This window comes from Pseudomonadota bacterium, from assembly GCA_039028155.1.
Classification (GTDB): domain Bacteria; phylum Pseudomonadota; class Alphaproteobacteria; order SP197; family SP197; genus JANQGO01.
Map to the genome: position 1 here is coordinate 24,327 of JBCCIS010000047.1, position 15,986 is coordinate 40,312.

Genomic DNA, 15,986 nt, shown 5'->3' on the forward strand with positions numbered 1-15,986 from the left:
CCGTCTGACGGGGAGGGGGTCGCGCCCTGGAAAAGGCGAGACCTAGATGGTCGGTAGTTTATGATCTTTGAAACGCTCGCGCAGTTGCAGTTTGGAGACTTTGCCGGTCGCGGTATGCGGCAGCTCGTCGACGAATGCGATGTCGTCGGGCATCCACCACTTGGCGACCTGTCCATCCAGATGCGCGCGTACACCGTCGGCGGTCAAGTTACTGCCATCGCGTGACACGATGACCAGCATGGGTCGCTCGGTCCATTTCGGATGGGGCATGGCGATCGCGGCGGCCTCTTCCACGTCCGGATGCCCCATGACCGCGCTTTCAAGGTCGATCGAACTGATCCACTCGCCGCCCGATTTGATAAGGTCCTTGGTGCGGTCGGTGATCTGCAATAGCGACTCATCGTCAATTGTCGCGACATCGCCGGTGCGGAACCAACCGTCCTCGGTGATCGCAGCCTTAGACGCCTCATCGTCGTTGTAGTAACCACTGGCGATCCATGGGCCGCGGCATACCAGCTCGCCGGACGACTCGCCGTCATGGGCGACGTCCTTGTGGTCGTCGTCCAGGATACGAAGCTCGACGCCAAAAAGGCGACGCTGTTTCATTTTGCGGGCGTAGCGGGTGTCTTCGCCAAGCTCGGCGAACCCTGGTCCCTCGCCGCCGGCGGCACAGACCGGGCTGGTTTCGGTCATGCCCCAGCCTTGGACATAGGTGATGCCGTGGTCTTCTTCATAGGCTTTGATCATGGAAAGCGGCGCCGCTGCACCGCCGCTGACCAACACGAAGCCCGGCGGCAGTTTCGTGCCTGTTTCGTTCAGGTGGTTCAACAAGCCCAGCCATATGGTGGGCACACCGAGCGTCAGATTGACGTTTTCGCTATCGAACAGCTCAACAAGACTGGCGGGATCCAAACGAAATCCCGGCATGACCATCTTGGCGCCGCAGATCGGCGCGGCATAGGCCTGACCCCAGGCCTGGACGTGGAACATGGGAACGACTGGCAGCACGCATGTCGCTGAGTCCATGGTCAACGTGCCGGCGGCCAGAAGCCCCATCGCATGAAGCACGGTCGAGCGGTGGCTATAGAGCGCGCCCTTGGGGTTGCCTGTGGTGCCCGAGGTGTAACACATGGCGGCCGCCGTGTTCTCGTCGAACAGCGGCCAGTCATAGCTCTCCGGCTGACCTTCCAGGAGATCCTCGTAGCACATGGCGTTCTTCAGGCTGGTCTCCGGCATATGCTCCCGATCGGTCATGACGACATAGCCTTCGACCTTGGGGAACTTATCCGCCAATCCCTCCAGCAGTTCGACGAGGTTCAGGTCGACAAAGATGAAGCGGTCTTCGGCGTGGTTGACGATGTACTCCAACTGGTCGTGAAACAGACGCGGGTTGACCGTATGGCAGACCGCGCCGATGCCAGAGATGCCGTAATAGAGTTCGACATGGCGGTAGGTGTTCCAGGCGAAGGTGGCAATCCGGTCGCCCGGTTCGACACCAAGCGCGATGAGCGCGTGCGCCAACTGTTGCGTCCGCGCATAACAATCGCGGTAGGTGTAGCGATGGATCGGCCCCTCAACCGTGCGGGTCACGATCTCCTGCTCGCCGTGCGCCTGGGCCGCATGCGCCAAGATCCCGGAGATCATCAGCGGCGTATCCATCATCTGTCCGCGCAACATGGTCTTCTTGCCTCCCCGGGCCCGTTTCATTTTGGCGAATGATAGCGCCATGGCACCCAACTTCCAGGACCAACAAACGGAAATTTGCCGATTTGCTCGCTCAGTTCGGCCGAGAGCCTCAGCGTTGCTCGCCCAGATCGATACGCCGCTCGATCCGGATGGCAGACAGGAAGTCCTCGTCGTGGCTGGCGACCAGCAGCGCGCCGTCGAAGTCGGCAAGCGCGGCCTCGATGACGGCGATGGAGTCGAGATCGAGATGGTTGGTCGGCTCATCGAGCACGATCAGTTGCGGTGCTTCGTGTCCGCCCAGCACGACGGCCAGGGCGGCACGTAGACGTTCACCGCCACTGAGCACTTCGACCCTTTTCAGAGCCGCATCGTTGCGGAAGAGGAAACGCGCAAGCATGGCGCGGGCGGTGTTCTCCGGCTGGTCAGGGTTGAGGTGCCGAAAGTTCTCCAGGATCGACAGGCCCGGGTCCAGCAGGGCGACGTTCTGGTCCAGCATGACGATCCGGCATCCCCGGCGCACGGTGCCGCCGCCGCATTCCAGGTCGCCGGTGACCAGACGAAGCAGGGTCGACTTGCCGGCGCCGTTCGGCCCCGTAACTGCAAGCCGCTCCGGCCCAACAAGTGTGAGCGACACGTCCGACAACACGGTCTTGCCATCGGGTGTTCTCCAGCAAACCTCCTCTAGGGTGAGCAGGCGCTTGTTGGACGGCGTGTTCGATGATGGCAGTGTGATGTTGAGAGATCTGAGGACCTCGACGTCTTCCCGTGCGGCAGTGACTGCGGCGGTCGCTTCCTCACGCTTGCGTGCTGTCAAGCTGGTGCCGCGATCCATCGACTGTTCGCTCTTCTCTTTCTTGAAGTCGTATGCGGATTTGGAGTGGCTTCTGCTGGTCCGCTCGTGACGTCCCCGGCTGTCGCTGCGTGCCTTGCGCTCGGTAGCCTGCTGGATCTCTCGGTTTACCTGAACAAGGTGCCGTTCGGCGACGGCCAGGCGGTGCTCGGCAGCGTCGCGTTCCTCGGCCTTGCGTTCGGCATAGAGATCCCAGTTGCCGCCGTAGACGCGGGCGCCGAGACCGGAGAGCTCGACAATCCGATCCATGCGGCGCAACAGTTCGCGGTCGTGACTGACGACGACAGCACCGCCTTTCCAGGCGCTTAGCATGTCGGCGACGATGGCGCGCCCATCCTTGTCCAGGTTGTTCGTCGGTTCGTCCAGCAGCAGCAGGTCGGGCTCGGTGAACATCAGGGCGGCGAGGGCGACTCGGGTGGCCTGACCGCCGCTCAGCGTGTCGAGCTGGCGGTCCAGCGCGATGTCGGATAGTCCCGCATCGGCCAATGCCGTCATGGCACGGGGCTCGACTGTCCAGTCTGCGTTGTCCAAGTCACCGTCGAGCGTTGCGCCCGACTCGATTCGCACCAGGCGTTCCAGCGCGGCGGTTATGGCGAAGGTGTCGGCAATCGTCTGCGTCGCCGGCGGGCCGCTTTGCTGATGCAGCATGCTGATGGTGCCGGAGGCATGGAACGTCCCTGACGTCGGCGCGATCTCGCCCGCCATGATCCGCAACAAGGTGGTCTTGCCGATGCCGTTGCGGCCGATCAGGCCGGTTCGCTCGGCACCAAAAGAAAGGTTGATGTTGTCGAGGAGGGTTGACCCGTCAGGCGTCGACCAGGAAACGTCTCTGAGTTCGATGTGGGAGGACATGGCAATACGATGCGTGATGAACGATGTGGGGTTCGAAGGTCTGCATCGTGTTGCACAACATCGGCCGCTCCCTTGTCTCTGAGCACGTGAGTCAGAATCCGTGACTACATGGTTAGGGGGGCGTGGTCAAATGGGCGGCCGCTCAGCGACTGACGTCACGTAGCGCGCGTATCTGGACCGCCAAGACGCCGATCATGATCACGACACCGCCGAACAGATGAAAGAGTGTCGGCCTGGCGCCGAAGGCCATGGCGATGAGGACGGCGATGACCGGCACGAAGTTGACGTAGATCGCCATCATCGTGACGCCAAGCCGGCTGACTCCAGTATGCCATGTCAGGTTGCCGATACCGATTGGCACGATCCCGATGAAGAGCGCCAGCGCGATGGTCGTCAGGTTGATCGGCAGGCGCACGTCGTAAAGGCCCGTCGTTGCCAGCACGATCACGATGCCGGTCAGAATGAGCCCGCCGGGTAGCATGGAGAACGCCGCAATCTCGAGCTGACTGAACCCTTTAAGAAGACGCTGGCAGGCGACGGAGTACCACGTCCACGAAATCAGGCTCAGCACCATAAAACCCTCGCCGCCGGTGAAGTTGGCGTCGTCGAGGCGGCCGAGCGTCAGGATGACGCCGCCGACGCAGGCGAACACGATGCCGATGACGATGCCCGGCTGAAGCGGCACGCGAAACGCGACCCACGACGTCACCGCCGCAATGATCGGGCCGGTGGCGTAAATGATAGCAACGGCCACGGAGCCGGCCAGCGAGACCGCGAGCGTCGTCAACGTCGACGAGCAGACCGGCCCGAAGAACCCCAGCACGATCATGTGACGCCACGGCAGCGTGCGACGCAGCGGAAACTGCCGTTGCCGAAGCGCCAGCAGCGTCAAGAGCGCCATGGAACCGATCAGCTGGCGTGCGGCGGTCGTCGAAAAGATATCCCAGTGGCGCAGCAACTGCTCGACAAGCGGAAAAATCGTGCCCCAAACGAAGATGGTGACCAGCGCCGCGCTGTTGCCGAGCAACAGGTCGCGGCGTTCCGGTCGATGGGCATCGTCTGGTTCACCACTTGTCACAGGAGATGTCCGGACCGGTTAGAGCGCGACGCGATCCCGCTTTACGATATCGTCGCCGTCGAGAGTCCGTGCATAGAGATGACCGGCATGAACGGCCGCGGCGATCAGGCCCGGTGCGTTGCAGTCACCGATGGGGCTGACCGAGCGAATGCCAGCGTCGTCGAAGGCGCTCTCTTGCTCCATCAGGTCCTTGTAGAGGCCGTCATGCGGCCGCCGCGCCGTCACGTTGACAAGCGTCGCGCACGGTATGCTCTGTTCCCGCCCGCTATACGCGCAGGCGAGCACCGCCACGCCGTTCGCGACCGACTGCACCGTGTGTGATGTCACGACATTGATGCCGAGCTCCAGGATGCGCGCCTGAATGCGATCCTGATCAAGAGTGCCGTGGGCCTGACTTGATACGATGCCATCGGTGGTGACAAGCGTTGTGTCGTGGCCGGCTGCCTTGACCGCTTCGGCGATCACGCCGCCCATATAGAAGTTGTCGTCGTCATAGACGACCACCGGTCCATTCGGCGCCGTACCGGCCATGATGTCGTCAGGTGTCAGGACAGTCGCGTTATCCCACCCCTCCATCGCGCGATAGCTCGACCGGCCGACGCCATCTTGGCGCCACGTCGAACCTGTTGCGATACATACGTGATCGAAGCCGAACTCAAGGATCTGATCAGCGTCCAGTTCGCTGTCACGATAGATTTCGACGTGGCCCAATTGCTCTATCTGGTAGGTCCGGTAATCGCGCACGCGGCTCCATGCGGAGAGACCGGGCAGGGACGATTCCTTCGTGACCCGGCCGCCCAACTCGCTGGTCGCCTCCGCCAGTGCGACGTCATAGCCGCGATTGGCCAGCGCCCGCGTTGCCTCAAGGCCGGCCGGGCCGGCGCCGACGACCAGAACCTTCGCGTCGCTCGCCTTCTTGGTCATGATCTCAGGATGCCAGTCGCGGCGCCATTCCTCACCCATGGTCGGGTTCTGGGTGCAGCGGATCGGCGCGCCGTGACCATCGCCCATGATGCAGACATTGCAGCCGATGCATTCGCGGACGTCTTCAATGCGGCCCTCTTCGATCTTCTTCGGCAGATAGGGATCGGCGATCGACGGGCGTGCCGCGCCGATCATGTCCATGATGCCCTTGTTGACCACACTCACCATGCGGTCGGCGCTGGTATACCGGCCGACGCCGACGACCGGCTTGGTCGTGACCTGCTTGACGAAGTCTATATAGCTTTCCTGGTGGCCTTCCTCGGCAAACCGCGAGGTCCTGGCGTCTGCCGGAAAGTTGGCGATGTTGACGTCCCAGAGGTCGGGCATCTCGGCGAGATACTCGACAAGCGCGCGGCCATCGCCGTCCTTGGTCACACCGGCATCGACATCCAGGTTGTCGACGGCGAAACGGATCACGACGCCACAGGTGTCGCCAACCGCGTCCTTGGTGTCTTCCAACAGTTCCTTGATCAGGCGTGCGCGGTTCTCGAAGCTACCGCCGTATTCGTCCGTGCGCTGGTTTTGCAACGGCGACAGAAACTGTGCAGGCAGATAGCCATGGGCGGCATAGACGTAAACGATGTCGAAACCGGCTTCCTTTGAGCGTAGTGCCGCTTCGCGGTGCCAGCGACGGAAGTTCTTGATGTCGGTCTTGTCCATGGCGCGGGTCTGGTTGGTGCCATGCCATGACGGCACGCTGTCGGGACCAAGCGACGGCGCACGGCTCAGATGATTGGCCGATGAGTAACCGCCATACCAAAGCTCGACACCGGCAAGCGCGCCATGGCGGTGCACCGCCTCAGTCATTGCCGCATGGGTCTTCACGTCGGCATCGTCCCACATGGTGCAATAGGGATAGGGTTGGTCATCGGAACTGGGGTGGATCGAACAGTATTCGGTGCACACCACACCCCAGCCGCCTTCGGCCTTGATCTCGCGCATGCGGTTCAGGGTTTCCGGCATGGCAAATCCCATGCCAGAGCAATGGGGCACCTGATAGAAGCGGTTCTTGGAGGTGACCGGGCCGATTTCTACCGGTTCGAAAAGCACGTCATAGCGGGAATCGCGCGCCATCATTGCCCCTTATCATCTTGCGTCGAACGTGAGGGCACAGCATCGGGCGGCGGGGCGCACCGCGCAAGAGCTTCTCTGCGCCATCAGACGAGAAAGGCGAGGCGAGTTACTTGCCCCAACACTCCACCAGGTGGGTGAACTCCTCGGCGCTGTCGGCAATATCCGTCGTTTCCAGTTCTTCCGTCGAGGTCGCCGTCTGATAGGCGACATCCTGGGAATCGAGGAAAATCAGGGCGATCTGCGTCTTGATGGCGAAGTTTACATTTTGAGGTGAGACGTCGTCGTAACCTCTCACCAGCTCCGAGGAGACGACGCCGATGACATTGCCGCTGCTGTCCAGCAGCGGTCCGCCGCTGTTGCCGGGCTGGATCGGCGCGGTGAACTGGTACTCGCGGATGTCTTCGTTGAAGCCGACCAACGCGCTGATCGTGCCGACAGTAATGTTGCCGGATGACGAAAGGGTGCCTTGAAGCGGGAAGCCAATGGCGACCACGGTCTCGCCACGCTGCACACGAGGGCTGTCGCGAAACGCCGCCGTCTTGATCGTGTCGGGATCGGCCTCCGGCAAGCGCAGCAAGGCCAAGTCGTTGCCCGGATCTGCCGCGACCACGTCGGCGACGCCATAGTCCTCGACCGTCACCTGCAGGCAGCCGTCGATGACGTGTTGATTGGTCAGCATCTCGCCGCGCGAGGTTATGAAAAAGCCTGTGCCCGTGCCCCACAACGTCAGCTTCGGCAAAGACGATTGCTCGTTTTCGGCAATGCGCAGGCGGTTGTTGAGGCTCTCGCGCAACGATGTCAGCAGCTCTTCGTCGATGGCGCCGCTGGTCGGCAGTCCCTGAGCGCTCTGGTAGGCGCTAACCGCTTCCCGGGTGTTAGGGCCGGCGATGCCATCGATTGCGCCGACATCGTAGCCAAGCGCGGCCAGCAACTCCTGGGCGGCGCGGACCAGGGCCGTGGTCTCGGCGGCGCCGGTTTCCTCGGCATCTTCGATCTGCTCGGGCGTCAGGACGGCGCCGATCTTGTCGCGTAACTCGGCGGCGCCCGGCTCGTCCTGGGCAGCGGCCAAGTCGAGCCACTCATAAGCCTCGACGAGGTCCTTCTGCACGCCAAGCCCGTCATAGAGCATGCGTCCCAGCGCAGCTTGCGCATAGGAGTCGCCGAGCTCGGCAGCGCGCCGGTACCAGCCGACGGCCGTGCGGTAGTCTTGCGGCACGCCATAACCGTTCTCGTAGAGATAACCGAGACTCGACAGAGCGAACGTGTCGTCGTCGTCGGCGGCGCGCTCGTACCATGTTGCCGCGATGGCATAGTCCTGCGCGACGCCGTAGCCATTCTCGTAGAGGAAACCGACATTGCGCTCAGAAAACGATTCCCCCTGCTTGGCCGAGCGAAGGAACCACGTCATCGCTTCTTCGTAATCCAGCTTTACGCCAAGACCGTAAGCGTAGAGGTAACCCAGGTTGCCCTGGGCATAGCTATCGCCCTGCTCGGCGGCCTGGCGATACCAGTTGGCAGCCATGCGGTAGTCCTGGGGAACGCCTAGGCCGGTATCATAGAGGTAACCAAGGTTGCCCTGGGCATAGGCGTCACCCTGTTCGGCGGCGCGGCGATACCAGTCCGCGGCCTGGGTGTAGTCCTGCTGCACGCCAAGACCGAACTCATAGAGATAACCGATATAGGACTGCGCGGCGGCATCGCCCTTGCTGGCGTAGCCGATCCACTCTTGATAGGCGGTTTCGTAGTCGCCGCGATCGAAGGCGTCCCAGCCGGAATCGATATCTGCGGAGGCCGGTGCCGCCAGTATCGCCATCACAGCAAGGGCCAGCATGGAGTGCAGAAGACGGTGCATCACGCTCATTAGCCATCGATCCCCTGATTTCACATCGGTACTTATAGCGTCCAATGCGTGCTGGACCAAGAAACAGGCCCGATTCGGGTGGATTCCCCCAACTTTACTTGGTCGATTATAGTCAAACGGGTGTTTCGGTGCTGTAACGACGACCACACTCTGTCCTGTCTTGCCGACGAGGCCTCAGGCGATATGCTCGCGCGGCCGCGCCAGAACAGAGGAACTGCCCGTCCATGTCCGAAACCCTGGATCTCCTGACCCGACTGATTGCCATCGACACCTGCGACCCGCCCGGTGGCGAGATGGAGATTGCGAACCTGGTGCACGGCTACCTTCGCGAACACGGTCTGATGTCCGAACTCGACGTGTTCCTGCCCGGTAGAGCGAATGTGGTTTCTCGCGTTAAGGGTGATGGCAGCCGGCCCGGGCTTATTTTTTCCGCACACTTTGACACCGTGCCACCGGGTGCCCAACCCTGGAAACACGGACCGTTCTCGGCGCACAAGGAGAACGGGCGCCTCTATGGTCGCGGTGCCACCGACATGAAGAGCGGCATGGCGGCGATGATCAGTGCGGCGGTCAACCTGTCACGCCAGGATGTCAATTTAGGCGGTGATTTGATCCTGGCATTCAGTGCGGGCGAAAGCTCGAACTGCCTTGGTGCGAAACGCATGATCGAGAATGGTGATCTTGAGGGCGCTGGATACTTCCTGGTCAGCGAACCGACATCGCTCGGCATGTTGATCGCGGAGAAGGGTGCGTTGTGGCTGCGCCTCGTCGCCCACGGCAAAGGCGGCCACGCGTCGGCGTCTGAGGGGACATCAACGGGAAGTCAAAGCGCCGTTACGCGTATGATCCATGCTTTGTCAGCCTTGGAGGCATTTGATTTCGCCGTCGCCGATCATAGCTTGCTGGGGTCGCCGAGTGTTGCCGTGGGCACGATCCATGGCGGCACGGTCGTCAACCTGACGCCGGACCGGTGTGAGGCGGAGATCGATCTTCGTCTGTTGCCGGGGCAGGAGCCGCAATCGGTGGTCGCGGCACTCTCGGCGCATCTGGGCGACGACATCGAGATCGAACAGATTGATTTCAAACCGCCCGTTGAGACCGCTGTCGATCACCCGTTCGTCACGGCCTGTATTGACGCGTGCGCGCGCGTCTCGGGGGAAACGCCGGTTCCAGGCGGTGTTTCCTATTACAGCGATGCCACGGTGATCTGTCCGGCGCTCAACTTGCCGATGGTTATCCTGGGACCGGGAGAACTCGGCATGAGTGGTCAGACCGACGAGTATGTCGAGGTCGAGAAACTCGAACGTGCCGTGCCGATCTTCGAACAGGTCGCGCGGACCATGCTGGCGTCCTGAAGAAAGCGGCCGCCCCGGCGCGGAATCCGGGACGGCCAGAGGGGGACAAGTGCCGCGTTCTCAGGAAAGAACGCGTTGGGATCCGGTCCTTCGGCCAGGACCATGGGCAAGATCGCAACGTGCCTGGCTTCATCGCCCGGAATGGATGCCCCGACTTTGGGGGGTCGCGATCCTCAAGCGCTGGCACCACGCCGAGGTCGGCGTTAAGGCTCCTGCCTCCAGATCGGCAGCAATCGATAGAGCGTCGCCTTCTGCCTTGATCGACTCGAGCGGGACGTCGTACTGCGCCGCCTGCTTTCCGGAACAGGCTACGCCGGCTGATCAAGCCACGAAACGAAAATGGTGTTGCTGTCGGCTCGCTCATATCGGGTGCTTCCTGTCGGCCATGGAGTTACCCGTCAGGCGCTGGCCTGGATGCAGCGCCTAGAGAAGAACCTGCAAAACGACCAGGCCGATGACGGCCGCGCCGAGTGCCAGGGCGATGGGCCGCCAGAATGTCGGCTCGGTGGCGACGCGCTGCGTCCCATGCGGCAAGGCGCCGGCAATTCGGCGCCAAACCGCGCCATCGACATCCCCATCGGGCAGTGTGTCGACCAGGACGGCCAGTGCGTACTCCCACCGGTCAGCCATTTGACACAGTCGCGCATCTTGATCGCGAAGCCTTGCGAAACGACTGCGTGCGGGGCCACGCAAAAGGCCCAGGACGTACTCGCCCGCCAGCGCATCCTTAACGCCGATCTCCTGCTCGCTGCCTTCAAGGCAGTTGCGAAGCCGCATCATGCCGCGCCTGATAGCGCTCTTGGCGGTGCCCAAGGGCAGTTGCAGACGTTCGGCAAGCTCCCTGTGGCTCAGACCCTCGAAATAGGCGAGCGTTATGGCGCGGCGCTGGGTATCCGGCAGACGTTGAAGACAACCGGCGAGCACCTGTGTTTCCTGCCGGCGCATGGCCTGCTCAAGGGCATCCGGTTCGTTACTGACTGTTTCGCGCGCGTCAAGTTCCGGGCTCGACGGAACCTCGCGGCCGCCGCGTATGGCAAGTGTCAATGCGACGTTACGGGTAACTGTGACAATCCAGGCATAGCCCGATCCCTTGCCGGGGTCATATCGATGGGCCCAGCGCCAAATTCGAAGATAGGCGCTTTGCAGGGCATCTTCAGCACGATCGGGTTTGCGTAGGATCTTCATGCAGAGCGCGAAGAGTTTGCCATGGGTTAGATCGTAGAGGCGAGCAAAGGCGTCTTGATCGCCGCGTGCGGCCGCCTCGATTAACGCCGCGAGTGGGTCGCTTGCGGTTGCGCCGCACGGCGTCGGCGCGTCGCCGATTGGCACAGGACCATCGCGCGCGGATGCCTTGGTCTTGGACAGAGGAACAACATTTTCCATCGCAACCGCCTTTCGCCACTATACTCGCGGCGTCATCGCGGGGATGCACCGGTCACGAAAAAATGTGCTGGCGTCCGCGCTTGGTAAAGGAGAGGACCTCATGATCTCGTTTGAAGGCCGGACCGCGGTTATCACGGGCGCGGGTGGTGGCATCGGCGGCGCCACTGCGCGGCGTTTCTTCAGCGCCGGGGCTAATCTGGTGCTGACCGACGTTTCTGAGACAAGCCTGGAGATGCTGGCGCGTGAACTCGACGCGTCCGGCACGCGGGTGGCCACGATGGTTCATGATGCTCGCCAGCCCGACGACGCCGCCGCTGTTGCCGCCCTGGCCAAGCAGCGCTTCGGTACCGTCGACACACTCGTGACCGCTGCCGGGTACTTCCCGCAGGTCAGCGTGCCCGAGATGACGGACGACCAGTGGCACGAGGTGATTGGCATCAACCTGGACGGCGTTCTCTATACGTCGCGCTCCATGATCCCGTTGATGCCCGCCGGCGCGTCGATGGTTCACATCGCCTCGCTCGCCGGCCATCGCGGTACGGCCGAGCACGCCCACTACGGCGCGGCCAAGGCCGGCGTCCTGGGACTAAGCCGCTCGCTCGCCCATGAACTGGCACCCAAGAACATTCGCGTCAACGCGGTGTCGCCCGGCATTATCGACACGCCGATGGTGAACGATCTGATGCGCCAGCGCGGCGACTTCATCCTTGCCGCGACGCCATTGGCGCGCCTCGGCACGGCGGATGAGGTGGCGTGCGCGATCGTGTTCCTGGCCAGCGACCTCGCCAGCTTCATCACCGCCGAGACGCTGCACGTGAACGGCGGCTACTACGTCGGGTCTTAGGATCTTCGACTCATTGGCATCACCGGCCCACTCCCCCTCCTCCGGGGCAAAACGCCTTGAGGCGTTTTCGCCGAGGCCACCCATGGCAGCATCCTCGGGGTGGCCGGGAGGGGAGTGGGCCGGCACGGTGTCGTATCAACCGACCTCACCACAAACTGCCGCCAGCGACGTTGATGTTCTCCATGGTGAGACCGCGCGCGTCGTCACGGCAGAAGAAGACCGCGAGCGCGGCAATCTCCTCCGGTTCGATCAGGCGGCCCTGGGGGTAGCTCGCTTCGACGTCGGCGATCTGCTGTTCGACGCTGCGATTGTCGCCGCGCTCGCGCGTGCGCCGCTCGAACTCGCTGATCATCATGCCCGTGCGCACATAGCCGGGATTGATCGCGTTGCAGGTGACACCGTGGGGCGCGCCTTCCAGGGCGACGCAACGAGTCAGCCCCAACACGCCGGACTTTGATGAACAATAGGCGGCGTACTCGGCATCACCGATGTTGGCGGCGGTCGAGGCCACGTTGACGATACGCCCCCAGCCGCGCTCGATCATGCCCGGCAGGCAGCGCTTGATCATCCGGTAGGGGCCGTTGAGGTTGGTGTCGATGACACGATGCCAGATGGCGTCATCGTGGCCGACGATGGACTGCAGCATGCTGATGCCCGCCACGTTCATCAGGATATCGACCTTGCCGAAACGCTCGATGGCGAGGTCGACCAGACCCTGGCACAGTTCGTCGGACCTGAGGTCGTGGTGGCAGCCGGCGGACCTGACGCCGTGGCCCTCGATGGCGGCGACGGCACGGTCCAGGTCGGCCTGTGTCAGGCGCGACGTGTCGGCCCGTTCCTCTGCTGCCGGGTCATCGAACAGGTAGGAGCCGATGGCAACGTCGGCGCCAGCTTTGGCCAGCGCCAGGGCGACAGCGTGGCCCTGGCCCGAGGCGCCGCCGGTGACGACGGCGGCGCGGCATTCAAGAAAACGATCGGTCATGATGGACTCCCGATGATCACGCCGAGACGATACCCTCTGCGGGAACACGGGTCATTAGGGGGGCGACCATGATTTATGCCGAGTACATCGAACGCGACCGTTTTATGCCGATGGAGATTTTCCGGCGTTTCGCCGACCAGTCGTCATGGACCGATCCGGACGACGGCATGGTCGGCAACTTCGGCCGCACCATGCGCATGGGCCCGACGCCAGCCTACATGTGCTTCTGGCAGTGCAAGGGTATGGAACGCATGGACGAGTGGGAGGCCCACTTCCGCTCGCCCGAAGCAGCGATGGATGCCGCGGAGCAAGCGACCTTTCGCGCCATCCATCTGGCGCGCGGCGGTTGTTATGACGAACTCGTCGAGGGTCCGCCCGTCGATCGCGACGGTCTGATCTGTATCGAGTATTTCGCCGCGCCCGAGAGCGCACCCGCCGATACGATTGCCGACCACTTCAAGGCGCGCGCTGCCCATCATCCCGAAGCCGCCCTCAACTTCGTCCTGCGGCGGATTGGCCGCCTGGGTCCCAACCCAGGCTGCCTGGCGGTTTGGACGTTTGCCGACTATGCGGCGATGGAGCCGTTTCAGCGCGTCAGTCTGGACGACGACCCCTTCCGGCCCGAGGAGACAGGGATCTATCGTTGGATGGGCAAGGACATTCTCTAGTCGCAAAGACGCGGCGGCCGGTCCTTTGACCAGCCGCCACGCCCGAGGTGATAGGACGGTTAGCGTGCGCTCTTCAGGGCATCACCCAGGAGCCACACCGCAACCGCGAGCAGCACCGTGTCCTTGATGATGAACTGACCGGGCACGACGGAAAGCGCCGGGAACCCGCCCAGGCTCGCTTCCCAGCCGGGCGCGGTGAAGAGGAAGCTGAGTGTCACGACGAAGGTTGCGATAGCGCCCAAGGCACCGAGCACGGCGGCGCTGCGCAGCCACAGTCCGGCGACGATCAAAAGCGCCGTTGCGATTTCGACGGTGCCGATCAGGTTCGACACGCCTTGCAGGCTCAGCACGTCGTAGAGCCAGCTTGTGAACGGGCTCGATGCGACCAGGCCCTCGATGGCGCCGGCTTCATAGGCCGTGAACTTCATGGCGCCGATCCAGCCGAGGACGCCGGCGACGGTGAATCGTGCCGCGTGTTTGCCATAGAGTGACAGGCGGTCGCCGAGATCGGCGATATCGTCACTGATGGCGGAATGCCGTGTGATGCGGGAATGGGATGTGGTCTCTGCCGTATTGGTCATAGCTCTGGTCTCCTTGTGGTCTCGGATCGTCAAGGCGGGAAAAACCCTTGTTCTTGACCGATCGGTCATTATCTTGTCCTGTGAAACGGCGGTTATGGCCGTCGATAGTTCGCAGATGGATATTCATGACCGATTGGTCAAGAAATAGGGTGATCACAAATGGGTGAGACCAAACCGCTGGGTCGGCCGCGAGAGTTCGACGAAGACGATGCCCTCGCGACCATCCTCGACGCCTTCTGGAAACAAGGCTTTGCCGGTACCTCCATGAGCGATCTGGTCGCCGCGACCGACCTCAGGAAAGGCAGCCTTTATGCGGCCTTTGGCGACAAACACGCGATGTATCTGAAAGCGCTGGCGCTCTATGAGGCGACTGCTGTCGAGGGCGCGTTCGCGCTGCTGACGGGGCCGGGGGCGCCCTTGGAACGTCTTGACCAATTCCTCAGTCTGCCGATCACGGTGATTGCCGAGGCAAAGGACCGGCGGGGCTGTTTCCTGTGCAACGCCTCGGTCGACCAGGCTCTTCTGGACCCAGAAACGGAACGCGCTGTCAAAGCGGGCTTCCGACGGCTCGCCCGGGGTTTGGAGGCAGCCTTGTCAGAGCTCGCGGTGGGGAAGCAGCGCGCCGGCCAGGTGAAGGCGCAGGCTCAGCACCTTTTGTCGGTCTACTTTGGGCTTCGTGTGATGGCCAAGGGCGGCCAATCCGTCAAAGCATTGACGGAGGCAAAGCGCGCCGCGCTGGATGGTCTGCTGGCCGGCGCGTGATAGGCTGACCTGACGAGACGTATCAAGGCGAAGCAACAGGGGAAGCGGCCATGCAATTTGAGTTCACGGATAAGCGCGTCTTGGTAACCGGCGGTACGCGCGGCATTGGACGCGCCACCGTTGAAGCTTTTTTGGCTGCGGGGGCGCGGGTTGCCGTGAACGGACGGACTGCGGAGTCGACCGCCGCAGGTGTTGCGGCACTGGGCGGTGGCGACAACTTGGTCGCCGCACCCGGCGACATCGGCACCGTGGCAGGATGTGAGGCGGCAGTCGGTGCGGCTCTTGATGCACTGGGTAGCCTTGATGTCCTCGTGAATAGCGCCGGTGTCGGGAGGAGCGGGAAAATCGAGGACTTCGACGAGGCGGCCTGGGACGAGACCCTCGACATCAATCTGAAGGGTACGTTCTTCTGCATCCGGACGGCCTTGCCGGCGCTTAGACAGAGCAAGGGCAACGTTGTCAACCTGGCGTCCGATGCTGGTCTGATGGGCGATGGCACCTTGACGGTCTACAGCGCATCGAAGGGTGGTGTCGTCAACATGACGCGCGCCATGGCACTGGAACTGGCGCCGGACATCCGCGTCAACTGCGTCTGTCCGGGTTATGTCGATACCGACATGGTGCGTCGCGACGGCATCGAGCAAGCCGACGATCCGACTGCCGCGGAGCAGGCCGTGATCGACTACGCGCCCTTGAAAACCCTTGGCAGACCATTGGAGATCGCCTCGGCGATCCTCTATCTGGCGTCGAGTGACGCCCGGTTCATCACCGGGGCGGCCCTGCAGATCGACGGCGGCTCCACCGCCGGGCACAACACCTAGAGCAGATCTTATCTTGGTGGAATCGTTTCGCGATTCCGCCAAGGTAGGTGAATCCGCACTACTCTTAGATAGAGAGCGGATGCCGGTGTGGTGGGTACTGCAACAGGCTAATACACAAAAAAAAACCACCCCCGCCACCCACAAGAGAAAAAGAGAGAGTGGCAAAAACAGGGAACACGCCGAGGAGACCGCGGGAGGGCGGGGG

At 62.6% G+C, this 15,986-nt stretch carries 14 protein-coding genes; 6 read left to right on the forward strand and 8 right to left on the reverse strand.

Going from position 1 to position 15,986, the window contains the following annotated elements; all coding sequences use genetic code 11:
* Window positions 1–42: 42 nt before the first annotated feature.
* From AAF563_19920 to AAF563_19940, 5 genes are all read right to left on the reverse strand, one after another.
* On the reverse strand, window positions 43–1,677 hold the full coding sequence (locus tag AAF563_19920) for a long-chain fatty acid--CoA ligase (protein ID MEM7123553.1): 1,635 nt from the start codon (window positions 1,675–1,677) through the stop codon (window positions 43–45).
* A gap of 118 nt (window positions 1,678–1,795) precedes the next feature.
* Entirely contained in the window at window positions 1,796–3,388 is a 1,593-nt protein-coding gene (locus tag AAF563_19925; GenBank protein MEM7123554.1) for an ABC-F family ATP-binding cassette domain-containing protein, read from the reverse strand.
* Between the two features lie 142 nt (window positions 3,389–3,530).
* Window positions 3,531–4,466, reverse strand: a complete 936-nt coding sequence (locus AAF563_19930) for a DMT family transporter (GenBank protein ID MEM7123555.1) — start codon at window positions 4,464–4,466, stop codon at window positions 3,531–3,533.
* 18 nt (window positions 4,467–4,484) lie between these two features.
* Window positions 4,485–6,524, reverse strand: a complete 2,040-nt coding sequence (locus AAF563_19935; protein MEM7123556.1) for an FAD-dependent oxidoreductase — start codon at window positions 6,522–6,524, stop codon at window positions 4,485–4,487.
* 106 nt (window positions 6,525–6,630) lie between these two features.
* Window positions 6,631–8,385, reverse strand: a complete 1,755-nt coding sequence (locus tag AAF563_19940) for a trypsin-like peptidase domain-containing protein (GenBank protein MEM7123557.1) — start codon at window positions 8,383–8,385, stop codon at window positions 6,631–6,633.
* A 224-nt stretch (window positions 8,386–8,609) separates the two neighbouring features.
* Between AAF563_19940 and AAF563_19945 the strand changes: the two genes are divergently transcribed.
* Window positions 8,610–9,740, forward strand: coding sequence for a M20 family metallopeptidase (locus AAF563_19945; GenBank protein ID MEM7123558.1), 1,131 nt, complete (start codon window positions 8,610–8,612; stop codon window positions 9,738–9,740).
* Window positions 9,741–10,163: 423 nt separating this feature from the next.
* On the opposite strand, the gene AAF563_19950 is transcribed toward AAF563_19945, so the two are convergent.
* Window positions 10,164–11,123, reverse strand: a complete 960-nt coding sequence (locus AAF563_19950) for a sigma-70 family RNA polymerase sigma factor (protein ID MEM7123559.1) — start codon at window positions 11,121–11,123, stop codon at window positions 10,164–10,166.
* Between the two features lie 100 nt (window positions 11,124–11,223).
* Between AAF563_19950 and AAF563_19955 the strand changes: the two genes are divergently transcribed.
* Window positions 11,224–11,967 (forward strand): SDR family oxidoreductase, encoded by a 744-nt coding sequence (locus AAF563_19955; protein MEM7123560.1) that lies wholly within the window; start codon window positions 11,224–11,226, stop codon window positions 11,965–11,967.
* Window positions 11,968–12,112: 145 nt separating this feature from the next.
* Here the strand turns inward: AAF563_19955 and AAF563_19960 are convergent, their stop codons facing one another.
* Window positions 12,113–12,949: an SDR family NAD(P)-dependent oxidoreductase gene (locus tag AAF563_19960; protein ID MEM7123561.1), complete on the reverse strand. Its 837-nt coding sequence runs from the start codon at window positions 12,947–12,949 to the stop codon at window positions 12,113–12,115.
* Between the two features lie 68 nt (window positions 12,950–13,017).
* On the opposite strand from AAF563_19960, the gene AAF563_19965 reads away from it, so the two are divergent.
* Window positions 13,018–13,617 carry a hypothetical protein gene (locus AAF563_19965; protein ID MEM7123562.1) on the forward strand — a complete coding sequence of 200 codons (600 nt, stop codon included), beginning with the start codon at window positions 13,018–13,020 and terminating at the stop codon, window positions 13,615–13,617.
* A 59-nt stretch (window positions 13,618–13,676) separates the two neighbouring features.
* Here AAF563_19965 and AAF563_19970 read toward each other — a convergent pair whose 3' ends face one another.
* Window positions 13,677–14,198 (reverse strand): DUF417 family protein, encoded by a 522-nt coding sequence (locus AAF563_19970; protein ID MEM7123563.1) that lies wholly within the window; start codon window positions 14,196–14,198, stop codon window positions 13,677–13,679.
* Window positions 14,199–14,357: 159 nt separating this feature from the next.
* On the opposite strand from AAF563_19970, the gene AAF563_19975 reads away from it, so the two are divergent.
* The 3 genes from AAF563_19975 to AAF563_19985 all read left to right on the forward strand — a co-directional run.
* Window positions 14,358–14,960 (forward strand): TetR/AcrR family transcriptional regulator, encoded by a 603-nt coding sequence (locus tag AAF563_19975; protein ID MEM7123564.1) that lies wholly within the window; start codon window positions 14,358–14,360, stop codon window positions 14,958–14,960.
* Between the two features lie 50 nt (window positions 14,961–15,010).
* The gene (locus AAF563_19980) at window positions 15,011–15,781 is read left to right on the forward strand and encodes an SDR family oxidoreductase (protein MEM7123565.1); all 771 of its coding nucleotides are present in this window, start codon (window positions 15,011–15,013) and stop codon (window positions 15,779–15,781) included.
* Between the two features lie 13 nt (window positions 15,782–15,794).
* Window positions 15,795–15,986 (forward strand): hypothetical protein (locus AAF563_19985; GenBank protein MEM7123566.1); only part of this gene is annotated, 192 nt, incomplete at its 3' end.

Bases quoted from the DNA above. Each gene is read 5' to 3' on its own strand.
- AAF563_19920 (MEM7123553.1), bottom strand. From the start codon at position 1,677: ATGTTGCGCGGACAGATGATGGATACGCCGCTGATGATCTCCGGGATC.
- AAF563_19925 (MEM7123554.1), bottom strand. From the start codon at position 3,388: ATGTCCTCCCACATCGAACTCAGAGACGTTTCCTGGTCGACGCCTGAC.
- AAF563_19935 (MEM7123556.1), bottom strand. From the start codon at position 6,524: ATGGCGCGCGATTCCCGCTATGACGTGCTTTTCGAACCGGTAGAAATC.
- AAF563_19940 (MEM7123557.1), bottom strand. From the start codon at position 8,385: ATGAGCGTGATGCACCGTCTTCTGCACTCCATGCTGGCCCTTGCTGTG.
- AAF563_19945 (MEM7123558.1), top strand. From the start codon at position 8,610: ATGTCCGAAACCCTGGATCTCCTGACCCGACTGATTGCCATCGACACC.
- AAF563_19950 (MEM7123559.1), bottom strand. From the start codon at position 11,123: ATGGAAAATGTTGTTCCTCTGTCCAAGACCAAGGCATCCGCGCGCGAT.
- AAF563_19955 (MEM7123560.1), top strand. From the start codon at position 11,224: ATGATCTCGTTTGAAGGCCGGACCGCGGTTATCACGGGCGCGGGTGGT.
- AAF563_19960 (MEM7123561.1), bottom strand. From the start codon at position 12,949: ATGACCGATCGTTTTCTTGAATGCCGCGCCGCCGTCGTCACCGGCGGC.
- AAF563_19965 (MEM7123562.1), top strand. From the start codon at position 13,018: ATGATTTATGCCGAGTACATCGAACGCGACCGTTTTATGCCGATGGAG.
- AAF563_19970 (MEM7123563.1), bottom strand. From the start codon at position 14,198: ATGACCAATACGGCAGAGACCACATCCCATTCCCGCATCACACGGCAT.
- AAF563_19975 (MEM7123564.1), top strand. From the start codon at position 14,358: ATGGGTGAGACCAAACCGCTGGGTCGGCCGCGAGAGTTCGACGAAGAC.
- AAF563_19980 (MEM7123565.1), top strand. From the start codon at position 15,011: ATGCAATTTGAGTTCACGGATAAGCGCGTCTTGGTAACCGGCGGTACG.